We start from the raw sequence: 18,070 nt of genomic DNA on the forward strand, positions 1-18,070 counted from the left end.
TAGAAGAAGACAAAGGAGCTGACCATGACCTGGAAGGCCTTTCACTCACGTGGCGAAACCCTCCGCTCCGTGATCGCGACTTCGGCCGTCCGTCGTGACGGCCTGCTGCCCATGGACGTCGAAGGCGTCTCCACGGGCTTCCGTGACGAGCTCGACCTGCTCGGCGCCCTCACCCTCAAGTGGCACACGCGCCTGTCGGGTCAGATCGACCGGATGCTGTCCCACCAGCCGATGGATCTCGACGAGGCCGTCGCGATCGCGTGGAGCAACACTGCCCACGAGCTCGCCGGCGTCCGGTTGATCATCGACCACTACACCGCGAACCCGACCGACGACGCGATGGCCACGGCCATGGCCGCCGCCGCGTTCAAGGAGCAGCAGCTCCTGGCCGTCAACGCGGGCCGGACGTCCATCGCGGACGAGACCGCCCGTCGCGTCGGTTCCGAGATCGAGGAGCGGGCCCGCCTGCTGCACCGCGGCATCCCGATGATCCCCGCGGACGTCCAGTACGCGGAGCCCGAAGCGCCGCGCGGCACGCTCGTTGCGCGCCTGCGCGCTGTGGTCGCTGCCTGATCGCGACCCCCTGAGTTCAGCCCCGGACCTGACGCACCCTCCCTCCCAACCGCGTCGGGTCCGGGGCTGAAACGTCTCCACTGACGCTTCTCGGCCCAGAGCTCCCGGGTGGGCGATGATGGGGCCATGTCGAGCGACGCCCATCCCACCTCCACCAGTGGTCTGGCTGCCGGGCGGTTGCTGCTCGCGACTCCCGGCCTGCTCGATCCCAACTTCGTCGACACCGTCGTACTGCTGCTCGACGTGAACGACGACGGCGCCCTGGGTGTCGTGCTCAACCGACCCACCGTCCTGCCCGTCTCCGAGGTCCTGGGGGAGTGGGGTGACGTCGTCGAGGAACCCGAGGTGCTCTTCCAGGGCGGCCCGGTCTCGACCGACGGCGCGATCGCCGTGGCGCTCGCCCTTCCCGGTGGCGAGGACGCCGCCGGGTTCCGGCCTTGCTGGGGGCGGGTCGGCCTGCTCGACCTCGACACCCCGCGCGAGCTCGTCGCGGGCACGGTCGACCGGCTACGGATCTTCGCCGGCTACTCCGGCTGGGGCGTGGGCCAGCTCGAGGCCGAGGTGGCCGAGGGCAGCTGGTACGTCGTCCCCGGCGAGGTCGATGACGTGTTCGGCGAGGAGACCCGGAACCTGTGGCGCCAGGTGCTGCGCCGCCAGCCCGGTGACCTGGCCTTCCATGCGACGCGTCCGATCGACCCCGAGCTGAACTGACCTTCTTCGAGTTGAGACATTTGTGTCTCATGTGAGACAGTGATGTCTCACGAAGGAGATTCGAATGTCGACCCGCGACACCGTGCTGGCCGCAGCCCAGCGCCTGCTCACCACTGAACCCGCCGCATCCATGGCCCAGATCGCCGCCGCCGCCGGCGTCGGCCGGGCGACGGTGCACCGCCACTTCGCCACCCGCGAGGACCTGCTCCGGGAGATCGGCAGCCGGTCGCTCGACGCGTGGGAGGAGATCCTGGGCGAGGTCGACGTCGAGGGAGCGGTCGCGTCGCGCGACGCCGCGCGGATCCGCGTCGCGATGGACGACATGATCGGCCGGTTCGTCGCCGACAGCGAGGAGTTCGGCATCGCGTTGACCGACTCGACGGTCATCAACGACCCCGCACTCAAGGCGCGGGCCGACGCGCTGTTCACCCGCGAGGTCGCCCTCTACGCCGCGGCCCAGGCCGCGGGGCTCCTCCGCGCCGACGTGCCTGCGCGCTGGCTCGGGCACAGCGTCTACGGACTGCTGATCGCCGTCCGCGACGCCCTCGTCGCGGGTGACATCGCCCGCCGCGACGCGATCGAGCTCGTTCGTTCGACCTTCCTCGACGGCGGGGTCGCGCGATGACCCAGGTGATCCCCGACGCCCCGGCAACGACGGCGGACCCGCGCCGCTGGGCCGGCCTGGCGGTTCTCGCCGCAAGCCTCCTCGTCGTCGTCATGGACATGACGGTCCTCAACGTCGCCCTCCCGGACCTGACCGCCGACCTGCAGGCCGGTGCCCTCGCGCAGCTCTGGATCGTCGATGTCTACGCACTCGTCCTTGCTGGCCTGCTCGTCCCCGTCGCCGCCCTCGCCGACCGCTGGGGACGCCGCCGGATGCTGCTCGCAGGCTTCACCGTGTTCGCGGTGGCCTCGCTCGCTGCACTCGCCGCCCGTTCGCCCGGTGACGTGATCGTGGTCCGTGCCCTCCTCGGCGTCGGCGGCGCGATGATCATGCCGGCGACCCTGTCGCTGATCCGTGCCCTGTTCCCCGACGCCCGCGAGCGCGCGTTCGCGCTCGGCCTCTGGGCGTCGATGGCCGCCGTCGGCGGCGCCGTCGGTCCGATCGTCGGCGGTGCGCTGCTGCATGCGTACAGCTGGCAGGCTGCGTTCCTCGTCAACGTCCCGCTGATGGTCGTCGCGTTCCTCGCCGGCCGGGTGCTGCTGCCCGAGAGCCGCTCGGACCGCCCGGGGCGGATCGACGCGACCGGAGTGCTGCTGTCGGTCGCCGGCATGGCGGCAACGGTCTACGCCATCAAGCACGTCGGGAAGTCCGGGCTGGACCCGGTCACGGTCGTCGTACTGCTGGCCGGCGTCGGCCTGGTGACGGCGTTCGTGCGCCGTTGCCTGCACCAGTCAGACCCGATGCTGGCGGTCGGCCTGTTCGCCAACCCGGTCTTCCGTTCGGGTGTGCTCACGGCGCTGGTCACCAGCACGGTGATGATCTCGCTGCTGTTCGTGGGAGCGCAATGGCTGCAGCTCGTGCAGGGCTGGACGCCGCTCTTCGCCGGCGTCGCGCTGCTCCCGATGGCGGTCGGCGGCCTGGTCGGTCCGCCGTTGGCGCCGGCGCTGGCTGCCCGCGTGGGCGCGCGCAACGTCCTGGTCGGCGGGCTCGTCGTCCTGGCGGCCGGACTGCTCGTGCTGTGGCTGCTGCCGCGTCCGATGCCGTACGCCGGCGTCGCGATCGCGTTCCTCCTCGCCGGTTTCGGTACGGCGGCACTGGGCCTGGCCTCGGCCCTGATCATGGGCAGCGCGCCGACCCACCAGGCCGGATCGGCGGCGGCGATGGAGGAGATGTCCTACGAGGTCGGTGGGGTGATCGGGATCGCGGTGCTCGGCAGTCTCGCCGGCATCGTCTACCGCGCCGGCCTGCCCGCCGGCGCCGACCACGCAGCGGTGGAGTCACTCACGGGTGCGCTGGGTACCCCTGCCGAAGCGGCCGCCCTGGCGTCGTACGCCGACGCCTTCGGGGCGATCGGGCTCGCGGGAGCCGTGATCACGCTCGTGGTCGCCGCGATCGTCTGGCGACAGCTGCCGGCTGACGTCGATGTCTCCGGTGGGCACTAGACTCTGGTGCCGTGACCACCATCGGATTCTCGACTGACACCGACACGCTCCAGGAGCGGCGGACCGTCCCGACCGACGAGGGTGACCACGAGCGGTTCTCCCACTACGTGGACAAGGACAAGCTCACCGAGGCCATGGTCATGGGCACGCCCGTCGTCGCCCTGTGCGGCAAGGTGTGGGTGCCGAGCCGCGCGCCCGAGAAGTTCCCGGTCTGCCCGGACTGCAAGGAGATCTGGGAGGGCCTCAGCGATGGGGACGCTCCCGGGGACGGGCCCGGTAAGGACTCGTGACGTCGCTCGGTCCGGCCTGGCCGGAGCGGGCAGCCTGGGGCACGGCGCCGTCGCTGCGTGCCTGGCAGACGGCCGCGCTCCAGGACTATCTCTCCCGCAATCCACGGGACTACCTCGCCGTGGCGACCCCTGGTGCCGGCAAGACGACCTTCGCGCTGACGGTCGCCGCCGAGTTGCTGGGGCGCCGCATCGTCGACCGGCTGATCATCGTCGCGCCCACCGAGCACCTCAAGCTGCAGTGGGCTGAAGCGGCAGCGCGCGCCGGGTTGCCGATCGACCCGACGTACTCCGCTGGCAAGGGCAAGATCGCCAGTGACTACGTCGGCGTCGCGGTGACCTACGCGGGCGTCGGCGTCAATCCGCTCGCGATGCGGATCCGCGCCGAGCGCTTCAAGACGCTCGTGATCCTCGACGAGATGCACCACGCGGGTGACTCGCTCAGCTGGGGCGAGGGCGTGCGCGAGGCCTTCGAGCCCGCCGCCCGTCGCCTGGCGCTGACGGGGACGCCGTTCCGTTCGGACGTCAACCCGATCCCGTTCGTCACCTACCAGCCCGGTGAGGACGGCGTCCCGACCTCGGTCGCCGACTACACCTACGGCTACGCCCAGGCGCTCGCCGACCATGTCGTCCGTCCGGTGCTGTTCCTGGCGTACTCCGGCGAGATGCAGTGGCGCACCCGCGCGGGTGACGAGGTCACGGCCAGCCTCGGCGAGCCGCTCACCAAGGACATGACGGCGCACGCGCTCCGCACCGCCCTCGACCCGAGCGGCTCGTGGATGCCGTCGGTGCTCGCCGCCGCCGACAAGCGCCTCTCCGAGGTACGACGACACGTCCCCGATGCGGGTGGACTCGTCATCGCGTCCGACCAGGACTCGGCCCGCGCCTACGCCAAGCTGCTCCGCGCGATCACGGGCGAGGCCGCCACCGTCGTCCTGTCGGACGAGAAGGCCGCGTCGAAGAAGATCTCCGAGTTCACCGACAACGACAAGCGCTGGATGGTCGCGGTCCGGATGGTGTCCGAGGGCGTCGACGTCCCGCGCCTCGCGGTCGGTGTGTGGGCGACCACCACCTCGACCCCGCTGTTCTTCGCCCAGGCCGTGGGGCGGTTCGTCCGCGCCCGGACGCGCGGCGAGATCGCGTCGGTCTTCCTACCGTCGGTCCCGAACCTGCTGACCTACGCCTCCGAGCTCGAGGTCGAGCGCGACCACGTGCTGGGCCGCAAGGTCAACGACGACGGCGACATCTTCGCCGCCGAGAACGACCTGCTCGCCCAGGCCGAGGCCGGCGACGCCGCCTCCGACGACCTGAACGCGACACCCTTCGAGGCGCTCGGGTCCGAGGCCCGCTTCGACCACGCGTTGTACGACGGCGCGCAGTTCGGCCACGAGGGCGAGGTCCTGTCGGGGTCGGACGAGGAGATGGACTTCCTCGGTATCCCCGGGCTCCTCGAGCCCGGCCAGATGCGGGAGCTGCTGCAGCAGCGCCAGTCCGACCGTCGCCGCACCAACAAGGCGGTCGAGGACGCACGCCCCGCCGACACGCTGGCGGACGTCACCACCCACGAGCACCTCGCCGTCCTGCGCCGCGAGCTCAACGGCCTGGTCGCGTCGTGGAACCACCGCACCGGCCAGGCACACGGCATCACCCACGCCGCCCTGCGCAAGGAGTGCGGCGGTCCCGCTGCCGCGGTCGCGAACGCCGAGCAGCTGCAGAAGCGGATCGACCGCGTCCGCGAATGGGCGATGCGCAAGTCCTCCTGACGCACGAAGTGTGGCAAGTGGGGCCACGAAGTGTGCGTGTTGGGGCTCCGAGGTGTCGCAAGCGTCAGGCGAACGGTCGCGCGCCCGGTCCCGGCCGGCTGCTCACCGTTCGCGGGTCGGCGACATGGTGGCCGGCCGCGCAGTGCACTTCGACGTGGATCGGTTCGTCGCAGTCGCGGTGGATGAACTCGATCGGAGCGCCCTTGGGGTCGGCGAGGTGCCGGTCTCCCCACTGGGTGATCGCCAACAGGATCGGCTGGAGTTCCAGGCCCTTGTCGGTGAGTCGGTACTCGTGGCGCGTGCGCGCCCCGTCGGGTCGATAGGGCTCCTTGCGGAGCAGGCCCTCGTCGACGAGCGTCGCGAGCCGGTTCGTCAGCACCTGCCGGGGGATTCCTGCATGCCGCCGGATGTCGTCGAACCGTCGTACGCCGAGAAAGACCTCGCGCAGTACGACGACCGTCCACCGCTCGCCGAGGATCGCCATCGCCCGGCCGAGGGTGCAGTTCTCGACGGACCAGGCCAGGGCCGGGGGAGCGTCGGTGACGGCTTGGTGGGTGCTCACCTGGCCAGCATAGGGCGATCTAGGTCTCATTGACAGACTCAGCCTCGGACTGCTTCCATGGACGCATGACTGAGTCCGCGATCAAGACCCAGATCGACGTGGCGACGCTCGACGGGTTCGAGCAGCTGCACGCGATCCTCGACGGCCACCTGCCCCCGGCCCCGATCGCGGACACCCTCGGGTTCGTCGGCTTCGAGGTCCCCGAGCGCGGCACCGCGATCTTCGAGCTCGACCCTCAGCTGCGCCACTACAACCCGATCGGCAGCGTCCACGGCGGCGTCTTCGCCACGCTCCTCGACTCCGCGTGTGGCTGCGCCGTGCACTCCACGCTCGCCGTCGGCGAGGGCTACACGTCCCTCGACCTCACCGTGAAGTTCCTCCGTGCCGTCACTGTCGACTCCGGCCGCCTCCGGGCCGTCGGCTCGGTGATCCAGCGTGGTCGTCGTACGGCGTTGGCCGAGGCGAAGCTGTACGACGGCCAGGACCGCCTCGTCGCGTACGCCACGTCGAGCTGCATGATCTTCAGCTGACGAGCTCTCGGAGCCGTCGCTGCACGAGCGACACACCGTTGGCGCGCTGTGCTGCTCCTCTGAGCGTGGCTGTGCCTGCCAGACCCGCGAACGGTGTGTCGCTCATGCACCCGCCCGAACCACGTGCCCTGTCGGCGTCGTGCGCCAGACTGGACCCATGCCGTCGTACGTCGCGTTCCTCCGCGCCATCAACCTCGGGCCGAACCGGAAGTTCCCCAAGGCCGACATCATCACGGCGACCGAGGCCGCGGGCGGGACGGACGTGGCGACCCACATCAACACCGGCAACGTCCGCCTGACGATCGGGCTGCGGTCGCGGGCGAAGGTGGAGGCGGCGCTGGAGAAGGCGTACGAGGAGCAGGCCGGCTTCGCCGTACCGACCATCGTGTTCACGCCGGCTGAGCTCACGGCCATCGCCGAGGACGCCCGCGAGCTCACCGCGTCCCGCAACGATCTCGAGCGGCACTACCTCTACCTCCTCAAGGAGAAGCCCGCCGCCGCGAAGGTCGCGGAGGTCGAGGCGCGCAGCGACGACGTCAACGCGGTCGTGGTGCGTGGACGCGCCGCCCATGTGCTGCTCGGTCCGGGCTACGAGGCCGGGGGAGTCGACCCCTACAAGCTCGAGAAGGCGCTCGGGGTCGTGGCCACCAACCGCAACTTCAACGTCGTCACCACGCTGGCCGACAAGTGGTGCTCCTGACGTTCGGGCGGCCCCTGCCCGTGTGACACCATGGAGTCGTGACAACCGCGAGCCCTGTCGAGGTGGATCCGGGAGTCGAGCAGGACCTCTCCCTCGACGCGACCACGAGACTCGACACCCCCTGGGTGACGATCGTGTGGAACGACCCCGTGAACCTGATGTCCTACGTCACCTTCGTCTTCCAGAAGCACTTCGGCTACGGCAAGAAGAAGGCGGAGAAGCTGATGCACGAGGTCCACGAGGACGGGAAGTCCGTGGTCAGCACCGGTACCCGCGAAGAGATGGAACGCGACGTCCAGGCCATGCATGAGTACGGCCTGTGGGCCACCCTGTCGAAGGCTGAGTGAGCGACGTGTCTGGATTCGTCCGGCATCGCCGGAGCAAGGTCATCCACGCGACCTTCCCGGTCTTCGAGGCCGACCTGCTGCGCTCGCTTGCAGCGCAGATCGTCGAGTTGCTCCACAACGAGTCGGCGATCCCGTCGGCCACCAAGGACCCGCTGGAGCAGATGCTCGACTTCTCCGGCCCGACCACCGAGCCCGAGGACCCGGTCCTGCTGCGGCTCTTCCCCAACGCCTACCAGGGCGACGAGGAGTCGGCCGGCGAGTTCCGTCGCTTCACCGAAGGTGCCCTGCGCGACGGGAAGTCCCGCGCGGCCGCCACGATCATTGACGTCCTCGAAGAGGCGGGCCTGCCCCAGGAGCCGACCGACGAGGACCTGACCATCGACGTCGAGCTCGACCAGGAGACGGCCCTGGTCTGGATGCGTTCCTTCACCGACCTGCGTCTCGCCCTCGGCACCCGCCTCGGGGTCGAGGAGGGTGACGACGACTACTGGGACTCACTGCCCGACGAGGACCCGCGTGCCCAGGCCCACCACATCTACGAGTGGCTCGGTTTCCTGCAGGAGACCCTGGTCCACGCCGTCAGCTGACGCCGTCAGGCCGGCTTGACCGCCACCACGGGGCAGTGCGCGTCGAGGATGACCCGCTGCGCGACGCTGCCCATGAGCAGCTTCCCGACGGGCGTACGACGACGCACGCCGACCACGACCAGGTCGGCCTGCACCTCCTCGGCCGCGGTCACCACCGCTTCCGCGACATCGGGTACGACGTCGTGGCGAACCTCGACCGCAAGTCCCTCAGCGACCAGGCGGTCGCGCAGGGCATCGATGTCGGTGTCGTGGGCGAAGCGGCTGTCGACCAGGGCGTCGCCGCGGGTGGCGTTGACGACCACCAGTCGCGCCCCGGCGGCGCGAGCCACCGCTTCGGCGTACTCGATGGCTGCCTTGCCGTAGATGTCGGCGCTGTAGGCCGCGACCACGCAGGTCGGCTTCAACGGATTCGCGGTGCTCATCGCTCCACCAGTTCCTTGTCGTCGTCCATGATCGTGGGCTCGGCGGATGCCGGTCGGCGCAGGCCGTTGAGAGTCACGGCGGTCAGCAGGATGGCGATCACGATGTAGACGATCACCGCCACGGGCTCGCCCCACAGCGTGCTCACGTCACCGCCGGACAGTGCCAGTGCCTCGGTCAGCTGGGCTTCCATCTTCGGGCCGAGGATCACGCCGACGATCAGTGGCAGGACCGGGATCCCGAACCGCCGCATGGCGAATCCCAGGGCGCCGAAGGCCAGCAGGAGAGCCAGGTCGAAGGCCTGGAAGTTGACGCTGTAGGCGCCGAGCGTCGCGAAGAACAGGATGCCGGCGTAGAGCTGCGGCCGGGGGATCTGCAGGAGCTTCGCCCAGAGGGGAGCCATCGGCAGGTTGATCACCAGCAGCAGTGTGTTGGCGATGGCCAGGCTGGCGAGCAGCGCCCACACCAGACCGGGCTCGTTCTCGAGCAGGAGCGGCCCGGGCTGGATGCCGTAGCTCTGCAGCGCGTAGAGCATGATCACAGCGGTCGCCGTGGTCGGCAGGCCGAGCGTGAGCAGCGGCAGCATGGTGCCCGCGGCCGAGGCGTTGTTGGCGGCCTCGGGACCGGCGACACCCTCGATCGCGCCCTTGCCGAACTCCTCGGGGTGCTTCGTCAGCTTCTTCTCGGTGATGTACGACAGGAACGTCGGCAGCTCGGCACCTCCAGCAGGAAGTGCGCCGAACGGGAATCCGTACGCGGTGCCGCGCAGCCACGGCTTCCAGGAACGCTTCCAGTCCTCGCGTCCCATCCAGGGCTGGCCGACGGGGATGATCTCCAGCGGCTTGCGCCGCAGGTGGGCGGCGACCCACAGTGCCTCGCCGATCGCGAAGATCGCGACGGCGACCACCACGATGTCGATCCCGTCAGCCAGCTTGGCCTCGCCGAAGGTGAGCCGCGCCTGTCCGGTCTGGGTGCCGATCAACCCGATGGTCAGGCCGAGGAACAGGGCGATGAAGCCGCGCAGCTTGGACGACCCGAGCACTGAGGTGACGGCGATGAAGGCCAGCAGCATCAGCGCGAAGTACGACGGCGCACCGAGCTTGACGACCACGTCGGAGACCCGCGGCATCAGGATCCAGAGCAGGACGGTGCCGATAGTGCCAGCGACGAAGGAACCGATCGCGGCTGTCGCGAGCGCCTGTGCTGCGCGGCCCCGTTTCGCCATCTTGTTGCCTTCGAGAGCGGTCACGACCGACGAGGACTCGCCAGGCGTGTTGAGCAGGATCGACGTCGTGGAGCCGCCGTACATGCCGCCGTAGTAGACGCCGGCGAACATGATCAGTGCGCTGTCGGGGCCGACGCTGTAGGTGACCGGCAGCAACAACGCGAGGGCCATCGCCGGGCCGATGCCGGGCAGTACGCCGACGGCAGTGCCGAGGAGCACGCCGACGCAGGCGAACAGGAGGTTCGTGGGGGTCAGGGCTTGCTGGAAGCCTTCGAGCAACATGTCCATCTCAGAGCACTCCATCCAGGATGCCGGCAGGGATCGGCACGCCGAGCAAGACGTAGAAGGCGTACCAGGAGCCGACCGACAGGGCGACGCCCACGGCGATGTCACGGACCAGGGTTCGGCTGCCGAGGGCGCGAGTGGCGCCGACGAAGAGCAGGGCGCCGGTGATCGCCCAGCCGAGGAAGTTGATCAGCGCGAGGTTCGCGACGAGGACGACCGCAAGCATCCCCATCGTCCGGACGTCCGTGCCCTGGGTGAGGTCGATGTCCTCGCCCTCGTCCGACTCCGGGATGTCGCCTCGCGCGGTGGCGATCGCGAGAAGGATCCCGAGCAGGACGAGCGCACCTCCGACGATGTACGGGACGGCGTACGGCTGCACCGGCTGGTCGGCGAATCCCTTCTCCAGGCCGAGGGCATCGACGAGGACGAAGCCCCCAACCAGCAGGAGGAAGGCCGCGAGGCCGTACTGCGCCTTGTCGATCATCGGGCGGGTGCCCGGTTCGTGGTGGGTGGTGGTCATGACAGTCCCAGCTCCTCGAGGGTCTCGGCCACGCGGGCGTCCTGGTCCTTCAGGAACGTCCCGAACTCATCACCGGTCGCAAAGCTGTCGATCCAGCCGTTGTCAGCCAGTGCCTTCTGCCACTCGTCGGTGGCATGCATCTCGGTCAGCAGTTCGACCAGGTAGTCGCGGTGCTCGTCGCTGATGCCCGGTGGGGCGAGGACACCGCGCCAGTTGGTGAAGACCAGGTCGATCCCGGCCTCAGTGAGGGTCGGCGCATCCACGCCGTCGAGGCGCTCGTCGCCGGAGACGGCGAGCACCCGGAGGTCGCCGTTCTCGATCTGGCCGGAGAACTCGCCGAGACCGGACATGCCGACCTGGATCTTCTCGCCGAGCAGGGCAGCGGTCAGCGGCCCGCCGCCGTCGTAGGTGATGTAGTTGACGTCGTTGGGGTCGATGCCCGCCACGTCCGCGAGCTGCATCGGGAACAGGTGGTCGGGCCCGCCGGGGCTGGAGCCGCCGCCGACCGTCACCGAACCGGGGTCGTCCTTCCACGCCGCGACCAGGTCGTCGATCGTCTTGAACGGCGAGCTGGCCGGAACCAGCACCCCTTCCTGCTCCTCGACGAGCCGGGCGATCGGGGTCATCTGCGTCGGTGTGGCTTCCGACTTGTTCGTGTAGACCGCCCCCACGACGCCGAGCCCCATCGTCATCATCAGGTCCTCGGCGCCCTCCTCGTTGAGCAGGCGCTGCATCGCAACGGTGCCGCTGGCCCCGATGACGTTGTTGACCTCGAAGCGGCCGGTGAGGTCGTTGTCCTCCAGTGCGTGGACGGCGGCCCGGCCGGTGAGGTCGTAGCCACCTCCGGCGCTGTTGGGGATCATCATCCGGAGCCGGCGGTTGTTCGGGTCGTCGGACCCGCGGGTCACGCCGCAGCCGCTGACGGCGACGGTGAGGACGAGCGCGGTGAGTAGCGCCAGGATGCGGACCATCCGACGACTCGGGTGCATGGGAACCTCCAGCGGTTGGGGCGTGACCGCCGTCACTGGCGATCCGTGTCAGCATGGCCGTCAGGTGTGGCGGCCGTCACGCTTGCGGACGCAAAGGAGGTTGTGGTCGTTGTGGTCGCACCCCTGAGGTCGCGCTTCCGCTCACCATGGCGTCGGGGTGAGCTCACCCTCGCGGGCAAGGTCCTGCTCCTGCAGCTGGCCGTGATCGCGGTCCTGCTCGCGGCCGTCGGGGTCCTGAGCATCCGGCAGTCCAATGCGGACTTCGCCGAGGAGCGCGGCGTCCAGATGCAGGACGTGGCCGAGTACGTCGCCGTCATCCCGGCCGTCCGGGAGCCCCTCGAGGAGTTCGCACGGGATGGGCTCGGCGCCGATGACCTCGCCCGCGCGCTTGCGCCGTACGCCGCCCAGGGCGTCTCACTGTCGAGCGCGACCGACGTCATGGTGGTCGGTCTGGAAGGCACCGTGCTCGCGGCGACCGACCCGAGCCGGGTGGGCAAGCCGGCCGACCTCGGCGACAGCAACGCGCTGGAGCTGGGCCGCGGCTGGATCGGAGACGTGGACGCCGATGGTGAGCGGGCCGTGGTCGGCCATGCTCCGGTCATCTCCGACGATCGCGGCACTCCGACGGTGGCGATCGTCGTCGCCGAGGTGACCTATCCGTCGGTCGGCGACCAGATCGCGACCGCAGCGCCTGACCTGGCCCTCTTCCTCGGCCTGGGCGCCCTGCTCGGCCTGCTCGGCACCTGGGCCGTCTCGCGCGTCGTACGACGTTCCACGCGGGGGCTCGGCACCACCGAGCTCGCCGGCCTCGCCGACCAGCGCGAAGCGCTCCTGCACGCGATCCGCGAGGGAGTGGTCGGCGTCGGCACCGACGGCCGGGTGACCGTCATGAACGACGCTGCCCGGGCGACGCTCGGTCTCGACGGCGGACCCGAGCCGGTGGGGCGGCCGGTCGACGACCTCGGCCTCGACCCGCACGTCGTCGCCCTGCTGACCGGTGAAGGCGCCGACGTCCGCGACGCCCTCGCCCTCGTCGGGAGTCGGGTGGTGGTCTTCAATCGCGGCCGGGCCTCGACCGGCGGCCGCGGGATCGGCACCGTCACGACGCTGCGCGACCGCACCGAGCTCGTCTCCCTGCAGGGCCAGCTCAGCTCGAACCTCTCGATCACCGACACGCTCCGGGCGCAGACCCACGAGTTCGACAACCGGCTGCACACCATCTCCGGGCTGGTCCAGCTCGGAGAGTACGACGAAGTGGCCACCCTCGTCGGCACCCTGACCCGGCACCGGGCGGAAGTCGGCGAGCACGTCGCGAAGCGACTGGCCGATCCGGCCGTCGCGGCGCTGGTGGTCGCCAAGCACGCGGTCGCGGAGGAGCGCGGCGTCACCCTCGAGTTCGACCCGGGTTCACGGCTGCCCGCCCTCCCGCCCGACGTGGCGGCCGACCTCACCACCGTCGTCGGCAACCTCGTCGACAATGCCGTGGACGCGAGCTCCGGTGCGGGCGACCCGACCGTGGAGCTGTGGATCCTGGCCGACGAGGATGCCGTCCACGTGCGGGTCCGTGACAACGGTCCGGGGATCCCCGACGACCTGAAGGAAGCGGTGTTCGTGCGCGGCTTCTCCACGAAGCCCGAGGTCCTCGGCGGCCGCGGCATCGGCCTGCCGCTGGTGCGCCTGATCTGCACCCAGCGCGGCGGCGAGGTCGTGGTCGACGACGCCGAGCCGGGCAGCACCGGGGGAGCGGAGTTCCGCGTGGTGCTCCCGATCGGCCCGCCCGTCGGGAAGGATGACCCGTCGTGACGGACCTGCGCGTGCTGGTGGTGGACGACGACTTCATGGTCGCCCGGATCCACGGTCGCTTCGTCGAGCAGACCGACGGCTTCGAGGTCGTCGGCACTGCGCGCACCGGTACCGAGGCGCTGGCGATGGTCGACACGCTCGCGCCCGACCTCCTGCTGCTCGACGTGCACCTGCCGGACCTGTCCGGCCTCGAAGTCCTCGAACAGCTCCGCGGCCAGGGCCGTGACGTCGCGGTCGTGATGGTGACGGCCGAGCGCGGCGCAGCGGCCGTCCGCTCCGCACTGCACGGCGGCGCCCTGCAGTACCTCGTCAAGCCCTTCGAGTACGACGACCTGGCCGACCGGCTGCGCCGGGTCGCCGCCACGCTCGGCGAGCTCACGGGAGAGCCCGACCAGGCGAGCATCGACCGGGCCTTCGGAACAGGCCGACCGGGCGACGTACCCCACGTCCTGCCGAAGGGGCTGAGTGCCGAGACCGCCGACCTGGTGCTGGAGGCAGCGCGTGCGGCCGGGGAGATCTCGGCGTCTGAGGCGGCCGATGCGGTCGGTCTCTCGCGTGTCACGGCCCGCCGCTACCTGGAGCACTTCGTCGACACGGGCGCCGCCGAGGTGCGACTGCAGTACGGCGGCTCGGGTCGACCCGAACGCCGCTATCGCGTGACCCCCTGAAAGACTTAGCCTTGCCTGACCGGTCCCTTGCCTGGCCGGTCCCGTCCTCTCTGGGGAGTGCACCCATGACTGCGATCGACAACAGCCACGAGACCTCCGCGCCGCGCGTCACGATGGGGGGCGAGCACCAGTCCTGGGCCGAACGCTTCGCCCTCGCCCTGTTCATCGGGCTCCCGTTCGTCGCCTTCGTCGCCGCCATCCCGGTGGCGTGGGGCGGCTGGCTCGGCTGGAGCGACATCGCGATCACGATGGTGATGTACGGCCTGACGCTGCACGGCGTCACGGTCGGCTACCACCGGCTCTTCACCCACAAGTCCTTCAAGCCGAACCGTCCGGTGAAGATCACGCTCGCGATCCTCGGGTCGATGGCGATCGAGGGACCGGTGATCCGCTGGGTCGCCGACCACCGCAAGCACCACAAGTACTCCGACAAGGACGGCGACCCGCACTCGCCGTGGCGCTTCGGCAACAGCCTCCGCGGCCTGACCAAGGGCTTCCTGTGGGCGCACGTCGGCTGGCTCTTCAACGCGGAGCAGACCCCGATCGACAAGTACGCCCCCGACCTGGCCAAGGACAAGGACCTGGTCCGGATCTCGCGCACGTTCTGGATCTGGGTGATGACGTCGCTGTTCCTGCCCGCGGCGCTGGGCTTCCTGCTCACCTGGTCGTGGCAGGGCGCGGTGACCGCGTTCTTCTGGGGCACGATCGTCCGGATCGGCCTGCTGCACCACGTCACCTGGTCGATCAACTCGATCTGCCACGTCGTCGGCGAGCGCCCGTTCGCGTCCCGGGACTTCTCCGGCAACGTGTGGTGGCTGGCGATCCCCTCGGGTGGCGAGTCCTGGCACAACCTGCACCACGCCGACCCGACCTCGGCCCGCCACGGCGTGCAGCGCTTCCAGCTCGACACCTCGGCCCGGATCATCTGGATCCTCGAGAAGTTCGGCTGGGTGCGCGACGTCCGCTGGCCCTCCGCCGAGCGGATCCGCTCCAAGACAGTCACCCCCGTCGCCTGAAGCTCGTCCGGCGCTCGGCCCGATTCCGGCGCGGGACCCCGGAGCCAATACCCTGAGACCGTGTTGCAGATCGACCAGACGACGTACGACGCGATTGTCGAGCACGCCAAGCGGGACCACCCCGTCGAGGCGTGCGGCATGGTCGTCGGCCCGATCGGTGCCGACCGTGCCGAGCGGTTCATCGAGATGGTCAACGCCGCCGGCAGTCCGACGTTCTACGAGTACGACTCGACGGACCTGTTGCGCCTGTACCGCGAGCTCGACGACCGCGACGAGGAGCCGGTGGTGATCTACCACTCGCACACCGCGACCGAGGCGTATCCGAGCGTGACCGACATCAACCTGGCCGGCGAGCCCGGAGCCCACTACGTGCTGGTCAGCACGCAGGAGCACGGGAATAACGCAGGCCCGGTGGAGTTCAGGTCCTACAGAATCATTGACGGCGTGGTGACCGAGGAAGAGGTCACGGTCGTCGGCACCCAGAGCGGTACATCTACAGAGGAGACTGGCTGACATGGCCATCGAGGTCCGGATCCCGACCATTCTGCGCACCTACACCGGTGGCGAGAAGGCTGTCAGCGCCGAGGGCGCCAACCTGAGTGCTGCCATCGACTCGCTCGAGGCCAACCACCCCGGCATCAAGGAGCGCCTCGTCGAGGACAAGGGCGCCGGCATCGAGCTGCGCCGTTTCGTCAACGTCTACATCAACGACGAGGACGTCCGGTTCATCGGCAGCCTCGAGGCCGAGCTGTCCGACGGCGACCAGATCGTCATCCTGCCGGCTGTGGCCGGCGGCGCTGCCTGATCCGATGGTGCGCTACGACAGCCTGCTCGCATCGGTCGGCAACACGCCGCTCGTGGGGCTGCCGCGACTCTCCGCACCGTTCAACACCGGCGCCGACGGCGCTCCGCAGATCCGGATCTGGGCCAAGCTCGAGGACCGGAACCCGACCGGCTCGATCAAGGACCGCCCGGCCCTGAAGATGATCGAGGAGGCCGAGAAGGCCGGTGTGCTCCGGCCCGGCTGCACGATCCTCGAACCCACCTCGGGCAACACCGGCATCTCGATCGCGATGGCTGCGAAGCTCAAGGGCTACCGCACCGTGTTCGTGATGCCGGAGAACACCTCCGAGGAACGCCGCCAGATCCTGCGCATGTGGGGCGCCGAGATCGTCTCCAGCCCGGCCGCCGGTGGCTCCAACGAGGCCGTCCGGGTCGCCAAGCAGATCGCTGCCGAGCATCCCGACTGGGTGATGCTCTACCAGTACGGCAACGCCGCGAACGCCCTCGCGCACGAGGAAGGCACCGGTCCGGAGATCCTGGCCGACCTGCCCTCCATCACCCACTTCGTCGCCGGCCTCGGCACCACCGGCACCCTGATGGGCGTCAGCCGCTTCTTCCGCGGGGCCAAGCCGGACGTCACGATCGTGGCCGCCGAGCCGCGCTACGGCGAGCTCGTCTACGGCCTGCGCAACCTCGACGAGGGCTTCGTCCCCGAGTTGTACGACGCCGAGCTGATCGACAGCCGCTTCTCGGTCGGTCCGCGTGACGCTGTCCGACGGGTCCGCGAGCTGCTCGAGCTCGAGGGGATCTTCGCCGGCATCTCCACCGGCGCGATCCTGCACGCCGCGCTCGGCCAGGCCGCGAAGGCGGTCAAGGCGGGCGAGTCCGCGGACATCGCGTTCGTCGTGGCCGACGGCGGCTGGAAGTACCTCTCCACCGGCGCCTACGAAGGCACCATCGACGAGGCCGAGGACAAGCTCGAGGGCCAGCTCTGGGCCTAGGGCCCGACGCCGCCGGGCACTAGTCGTGCCAGGCGAGGTCCTGGTTGCGGTCCCACAGGCTGCCGGTGACCGGACCCAGCCCGAGGACGTCGAGGGCTGCGTTGGCCAACTCGCCGTTGCGGATCGGCTGCGGTGATGCGCCGAAGCCCGGCTGGTAGGTCGTGCTGGGCACGCGGCGCGTCGTCCGGTTGAGCGTGTAGAGCGGGATGTTGTCGACGCCGGCTCCCCAGAACGCGAACGGCACCCGGAAGTTGCGGGGGTCGCTGGCGTTGCTGTGGTCCCGGGTGCCCGGGACCCCGCCGTGGTCCGAGGTGAGGATGATGACCGTGGAACTGCTGAGGGCGGGGTCGCGCCGGACCTGGACCATGATGGATCCGAGCAGCAGGTCGATGCGCTTGACGCCGTCGAGGTACTTCGGGCTCATCCAGCCGTAGGCATGGCCCATCTGGTCCGGCAGGCCCAGGTGCAGGAAGTAGAAGCTCCGGCGCACGGTGGCCAGGTCGTCGCGCAGCGCCCGGGTGACGGCGCCGTTCTGCTCGACCTTGATGTAGCTCCTGCCGACCGATGCCGGCCACGAGCGGTCGAAGAGCGCGAACTTGGCCTTCGTGGAGAAGACCGCGGTCCTGCCGCCGGCCGCATGCACCTTCTCGAACACCGACGACACGGGATGCCCGGCCGCCTGCTGGACGGTCCTGGTCGACGTCTCGGTGTTCCACGTGACGCCGTGTCCACCGGCGGAGGCCTTGATCCGTCGGCCCGTCACCATCGAGGTGTGGTTCGGCAGCGTCACCGTCATCTCGATCTGGGAGCGGGCGTTGGTGGTGCCGGCGCCCTGGGTGACGATCAGCTTGTGGAGGTTCGGCGTCTTCGAGGGGCCGAGCTTCGTCAGTGCGGCCGGGTTGAGCCCGTCCACCGAGATCGCGATGACGTGCTTGCCGCTCAGCGCGACCCGCTCGGGCGCGGGCGCCGGCTGTGCGGCCACCTGGACGGCGGCCGGACCAGTGGCGACGGGCGCTGCCGTCGTACTGCCGGCGTGGGCGAGGACCACCGAGCAGGCGACGGCGAGCGTCGCGGTGAGTGCACGGGTCCGGAGCCGCCCTCCGCGGCGCAAGGAAGTCACGGAAGGAGCGTACGTCCCCCCGAACGTGATCTCGATCCCGGAATGCCGACTGGGAGGGTGCCGACGCCGTAGTC

General features: G+C 69.9%; 22 protein-coding genes. 16 read left to right on the top strand and 6 right to left on the bottom strand.

Features of this window, described 5'->3' with window-relative positions; all coding sequences use genetic code 11:
• The first annotated feature begins 69 nt into the window (after positions 1-69).
• The 6 genes from ACOACQ_RS08600 (at position 70) to ACOACQ_RS08625 (ending at position 5,440) form a co-directional block, all read left to right on the top strand.
• Positions 70-573: a hypothetical protein gene (locus ACOACQ_RS08600; protein WP_420288065.1), complete on the top strand. Its 504-nt coding sequence runs from the start codon at positions 70-72 to the stop codon at positions 571-573.
• Between the two features lie 126 nt (positions 574-699).
• Positions 700-1,284, top strand: coding sequence for a YqgE/AlgH family protein (locus tag ACOACQ_RS08605; protein ID WP_378606917.1), 585 nt, complete (start codon positions 700-702; stop codon positions 1,282-1,284).
• Positions 1,285-1,348: 64 nt separating this feature from the next.
• A complete protein-coding gene (locus ACOACQ_RS08610) occupies positions 1,349-1,909 on the top strand; it encodes a TetR/AcrR family transcriptional regulator (protein WP_420288066.1) in 561 nt (186 codons plus the stop codon).
• Positions 1,906-3,390, top strand: a complete 1,485-nt coding sequence (locus tag ACOACQ_RS08615) for an MFS transporter (protein ID WP_420288067.1) — start codon at positions 1,906-1,908, stop codon at positions 3,388-3,390. Before ACOACQ_RS08610 ends, ACOACQ_RS08615 begins: the two co-directional genes overlap by 4 nt.
• Positions 3,391-3,410: 20 nt before the next feature.
• On the top strand, positions 3,411-3,680 hold the full coding sequence (locus tag ACOACQ_RS08620; protein ID WP_378607064.1) for a DUF3039 domain-containing protein: 270 nt from the start codon (positions 3,411-3,413) through the stop codon (positions 3,678-3,680).
• Complete coding sequence (locus tag ACOACQ_RS08625; protein ID WP_420288068.1) at positions 3,677-5,440, top strand: DEAD/DEAH box helicase; 1,764 nt, start codon at positions 3,677-3,679, stop codon at positions 5,438-5,440. The genes ACOACQ_RS08620 and ACOACQ_RS08625 overlap by 4 nt, the downstream gene beginning before the upstream one ends.
• A 64-nt stretch (positions 5,441-5,504) precedes the next feature.
• Here ACOACQ_RS08625 and ACOACQ_RS08630 read toward each other — a convergent pair whose 3' ends face one another.
• Positions 5,505-6,002 carry a winged helix-turn-helix transcriptional regulator gene (locus tag ACOACQ_RS08630; RefSeq protein ID WP_420288069.1) on the bottom strand — a complete coding sequence of 166 codons (498 nt, stop codon included), beginning with the start codon at positions 6,000-6,002 and terminating at the stop codon, positions 5,505-5,507.
• Between the two features lie 65 nt (positions 6,003-6,067).
• On the opposite strand from ACOACQ_RS08630, the gene ACOACQ_RS08635 reads away from it, so the two are divergent.
• The 4 genes from ACOACQ_RS08635 to ACOACQ_RS08650 all read left to right on the top strand — a co-directional run bounded on the left by ACOACQ_RS08635 (position 6,068) and on the right by ACOACQ_RS08650 (position 8,166).
• Positions 6,068-6,532, top strand: a complete 465-nt coding sequence (locus ACOACQ_RS08635) for a PaaI family thioesterase (protein WP_378606899.1) — start codon at positions 6,068-6,070, stop codon at positions 6,530-6,532.
• A gap of 157 nt (positions 6,533-6,689) precedes the next feature.
• Positions 6,690-7,232, top strand: a complete 543-nt coding sequence (locus ACOACQ_RS08640) for a DUF1697 domain-containing protein (protein ID WP_420288070.1) — start codon at positions 6,690-6,692, stop codon at positions 7,230-7,232.
• A 62-nt stretch (positions 7,233-7,294) separates the two neighbouring features.
• Positions 7,295-7,579, top strand: a complete 285-nt coding sequence (gene clpS, locus ACOACQ_RS08645; RefSeq protein WP_378607061.1) for an ATP-dependent Clp protease adapter ClpS — start codon at positions 7,295-7,297, stop codon at positions 7,577-7,579.
• A 5-nt stretch (positions 7,580-7,584) separates the two neighbouring features.
• Positions 7,585-8,166 (top strand): DUF2017 domain-containing protein, encoded by a 582-nt coding sequence (locus ACOACQ_RS08650; RefSeq protein ID WP_420288071.1) that lies wholly within the window; start codon positions 7,585-7,587, stop codon positions 8,164-8,166.
• 5 nt (positions 8,167-8,171) lie between these two features.
• On the opposite strand, the gene ACOACQ_RS08655 is transcribed toward ACOACQ_RS08650, so the two are convergent.
• The 4 genes from ACOACQ_RS08655 to ACOACQ_RS08670 are packed head-to-tail and all read right to left on the bottom strand — an operon-like array spanning position 8,172 to position 11,605.
• On the bottom strand, positions 8,172-8,588 hold the full coding sequence (locus tag ACOACQ_RS08655; RefSeq protein ID WP_378606890.1) for a universal stress protein: 417 nt from the start codon (positions 8,586-8,588) through the stop codon (positions 8,172-8,174).
• On the bottom strand, positions 8,585-10,099 hold the full coding sequence (locus tag ACOACQ_RS08660) for a tripartite tricarboxylate transporter permease (RefSeq protein ID WP_378606887.1): 1,515 nt from the start codon (positions 10,097-10,099) through the stop codon (positions 8,585-8,587). The genes ACOACQ_RS08655 and ACOACQ_RS08660 overlap by 4 nt, the downstream gene beginning before the upstream one ends.
• Position 10,100: 1 nt before the next feature.
• Positions 10,101-10,616 (bottom strand): tripartite tricarboxylate transporter TctB family protein, encoded by a 516-nt coding sequence (locus ACOACQ_RS08665; RefSeq protein WP_420288072.1) that lies wholly within the window; start codon positions 10,614-10,616, stop codon positions 10,101-10,103.
• Positions 10,613-11,605, bottom strand: a complete 993-nt coding sequence (locus ACOACQ_RS08670) for a Bug family tripartite tricarboxylate transporter substrate binding protein (RefSeq protein WP_420288073.1) — start codon at positions 11,603-11,605, stop codon at positions 10,613-10,615. Before ACOACQ_RS08670 ends, ACOACQ_RS08665 begins: the two co-directional genes overlap by 4 nt.
• 111 nt (positions 11,606-11,716) lie before the next feature.
• Between ACOACQ_RS08670 and ACOACQ_RS08675 the strand changes: the two genes are divergently transcribed.
• The 6 genes from ACOACQ_RS08675 to ACOACQ_RS08700 all read left to right on the top strand — a co-directional run bounded on the left by ACOACQ_RS08675 (position 11,717) and on the right by ACOACQ_RS08700 (position 16,876).
• Positions 11,717-13,408 (top strand): ATP-binding protein, encoded by a 1,692-nt coding sequence (locus ACOACQ_RS08675; protein ID WP_420288074.1) that lies wholly within the window; start codon positions 11,717-11,719, stop codon positions 13,406-13,408.
• On the top strand, positions 13,405-14,076 hold the full coding sequence (locus ACOACQ_RS08680) for a response regulator (protein ID WP_378596643.1): 672 nt from the start codon (positions 13,405-13,407) through the stop codon (positions 14,074-14,076). The genes ACOACQ_RS08675 and ACOACQ_RS08680 overlap by 4 nt, the downstream gene beginning before the upstream one ends.
• 65 nt (positions 14,077-14,141) lie before the next feature.
• Positions 14,142-15,092, top strand: coding sequence for an acyl-CoA desaturase (locus ACOACQ_RS08685; protein ID WP_378596642.1), 951 nt, complete (start codon positions 14,142-14,144; stop codon positions 15,090-15,092).
• 60 nt (positions 15,093-15,152) lie between these two features.
• Positions 15,153-15,605, top strand: coding sequence for a Mov34/MPN/PAD-1 family protein (locus tag ACOACQ_RS08690; protein ID WP_378596641.1), 453 nt, complete (start codon positions 15,153-15,155; stop codon positions 15,603-15,605).
• 1 nt (position 15,606) lies between these two features.
• A complete protein-coding gene (locus ACOACQ_RS08695; protein WP_420288075.1) occupies positions 15,607-15,897 on the top strand; it encodes a MoaD/ThiS family protein in 291 nt (96 codons plus the stop codon).
• A gap of 4 nt (positions 15,898-15,901) precedes the next feature.
• Positions 15,902-16,876 (top strand): PLP-dependent cysteine synthase family protein, encoded by a 975-nt coding sequence (locus ACOACQ_RS08700; protein ID WP_378596639.1) that lies wholly within the window; start codon positions 15,902-15,904, stop codon positions 16,874-16,876.
• 19 nt (positions 16,877-16,895) lie between these two features.
• Here the strand turns inward: ACOACQ_RS08700 and ACOACQ_RS08705 are convergent, their stop codons facing one another.
• Entirely contained in the window at positions 16,896-17,996 is a 1,101-nt protein-coding gene (locus tag ACOACQ_RS08705; protein WP_378596638.1) for an alkaline phosphatase family protein, read from the bottom strand.
• Positions 17,997-18,070: the final 74 nt, after the last annotated feature.

The organism is Nocardioides sp. CPCC 206347 (genome assembly GCF_048654605.1).
In the GTDB taxonomy this organism is placed as follows: domain Bacteria; phylum Actinomycetota; class Actinomycetes; order Propionibacteriales; family Nocardioidaceae; genus Nocardioides.

Excerpts from the sequence above, each read along its gene's own strand:
- ACOACQ_RS08605 (WP_378606917.1), top strand. The coding sequence starts at position 700 with ATGTCGAGCGACGCCCATCCCACCTCCACCAGTGGTCTGGCTGCCGGG.
- ACOACQ_RS08610 (WP_420288066.1), top strand. The coding sequence starts at position 1,349 with ATGTCGACCCGCGACACCGTGCTGGCCGCAGCCCAGCGCCTGCTCACC.
- ACOACQ_RS08615 (WP_420288067.1), top strand. The coding sequence starts at position 1,906 with ATGACCCAGGTGATCCCCGACGCCCCGGCAACGACGGCGGACCCGCGC.
- ACOACQ_RS08635 (WP_378606899.1), top strand. The coding sequence starts at position 6,068 with ATGACTGAGTCCGCGATCAAGACCCAGATCGACGTGGCGACGCTCGAC.
- ACOACQ_RS08640 (WP_420288070.1), top strand. The coding sequence starts at position 6,690 with ATGCCGTCGTACGTCGCGTTCCTCCGCGCCATCAACCTCGGGCCGAAC.
- ACOACQ_RS08655 (WP_378606890.1), bottom strand. The coding sequence starts at position 8,588 with ATGAGCACCGCGAATCCGTTGAAGCCGACCTGCGTGGTCGCGGCCTAC.
- ACOACQ_RS08660 (WP_378606887.1), bottom strand. The coding sequence starts at position 10,099 with ATGGACATGTTGCTCGAAGGCTTCCAGCAAGCCCTGACCCCCACGAAC.
- ACOACQ_RS08665 (WP_420288072.1), bottom strand. The coding sequence starts at position 10,616 with ATGACCACCACCCACCACGAACCGGGCACCCGCCCGATGATCGACAAG.
- ACOACQ_RS08670 (WP_420288073.1), bottom strand. The coding sequence starts at position 11,605 with ATGCACCCGAGTCGTCGGATGGTCCGCATCCTGGCGCTACTCACCGCG.
- ACOACQ_RS08685 (WP_378596642.1), top strand. The coding sequence starts at position 14,142 with ATGACTGCGATCGACAACAGCCACGAGACCTCCGCGCCGCGCGTCACG.
- ACOACQ_RS08695 (WP_420288075.1), top strand. The coding sequence starts at position 15,607 with ATGGCCATCGAGGTCCGGATCCCGACCATTCTGCGCACCTACACCGGT.
- ACOACQ_RS08700 (WP_378596639.1), top strand. The coding sequence starts at position 15,902 with ATGGTGCGCTACGACAGCCTGCTCGCATCGGTCGGCAACACGCCGCTC.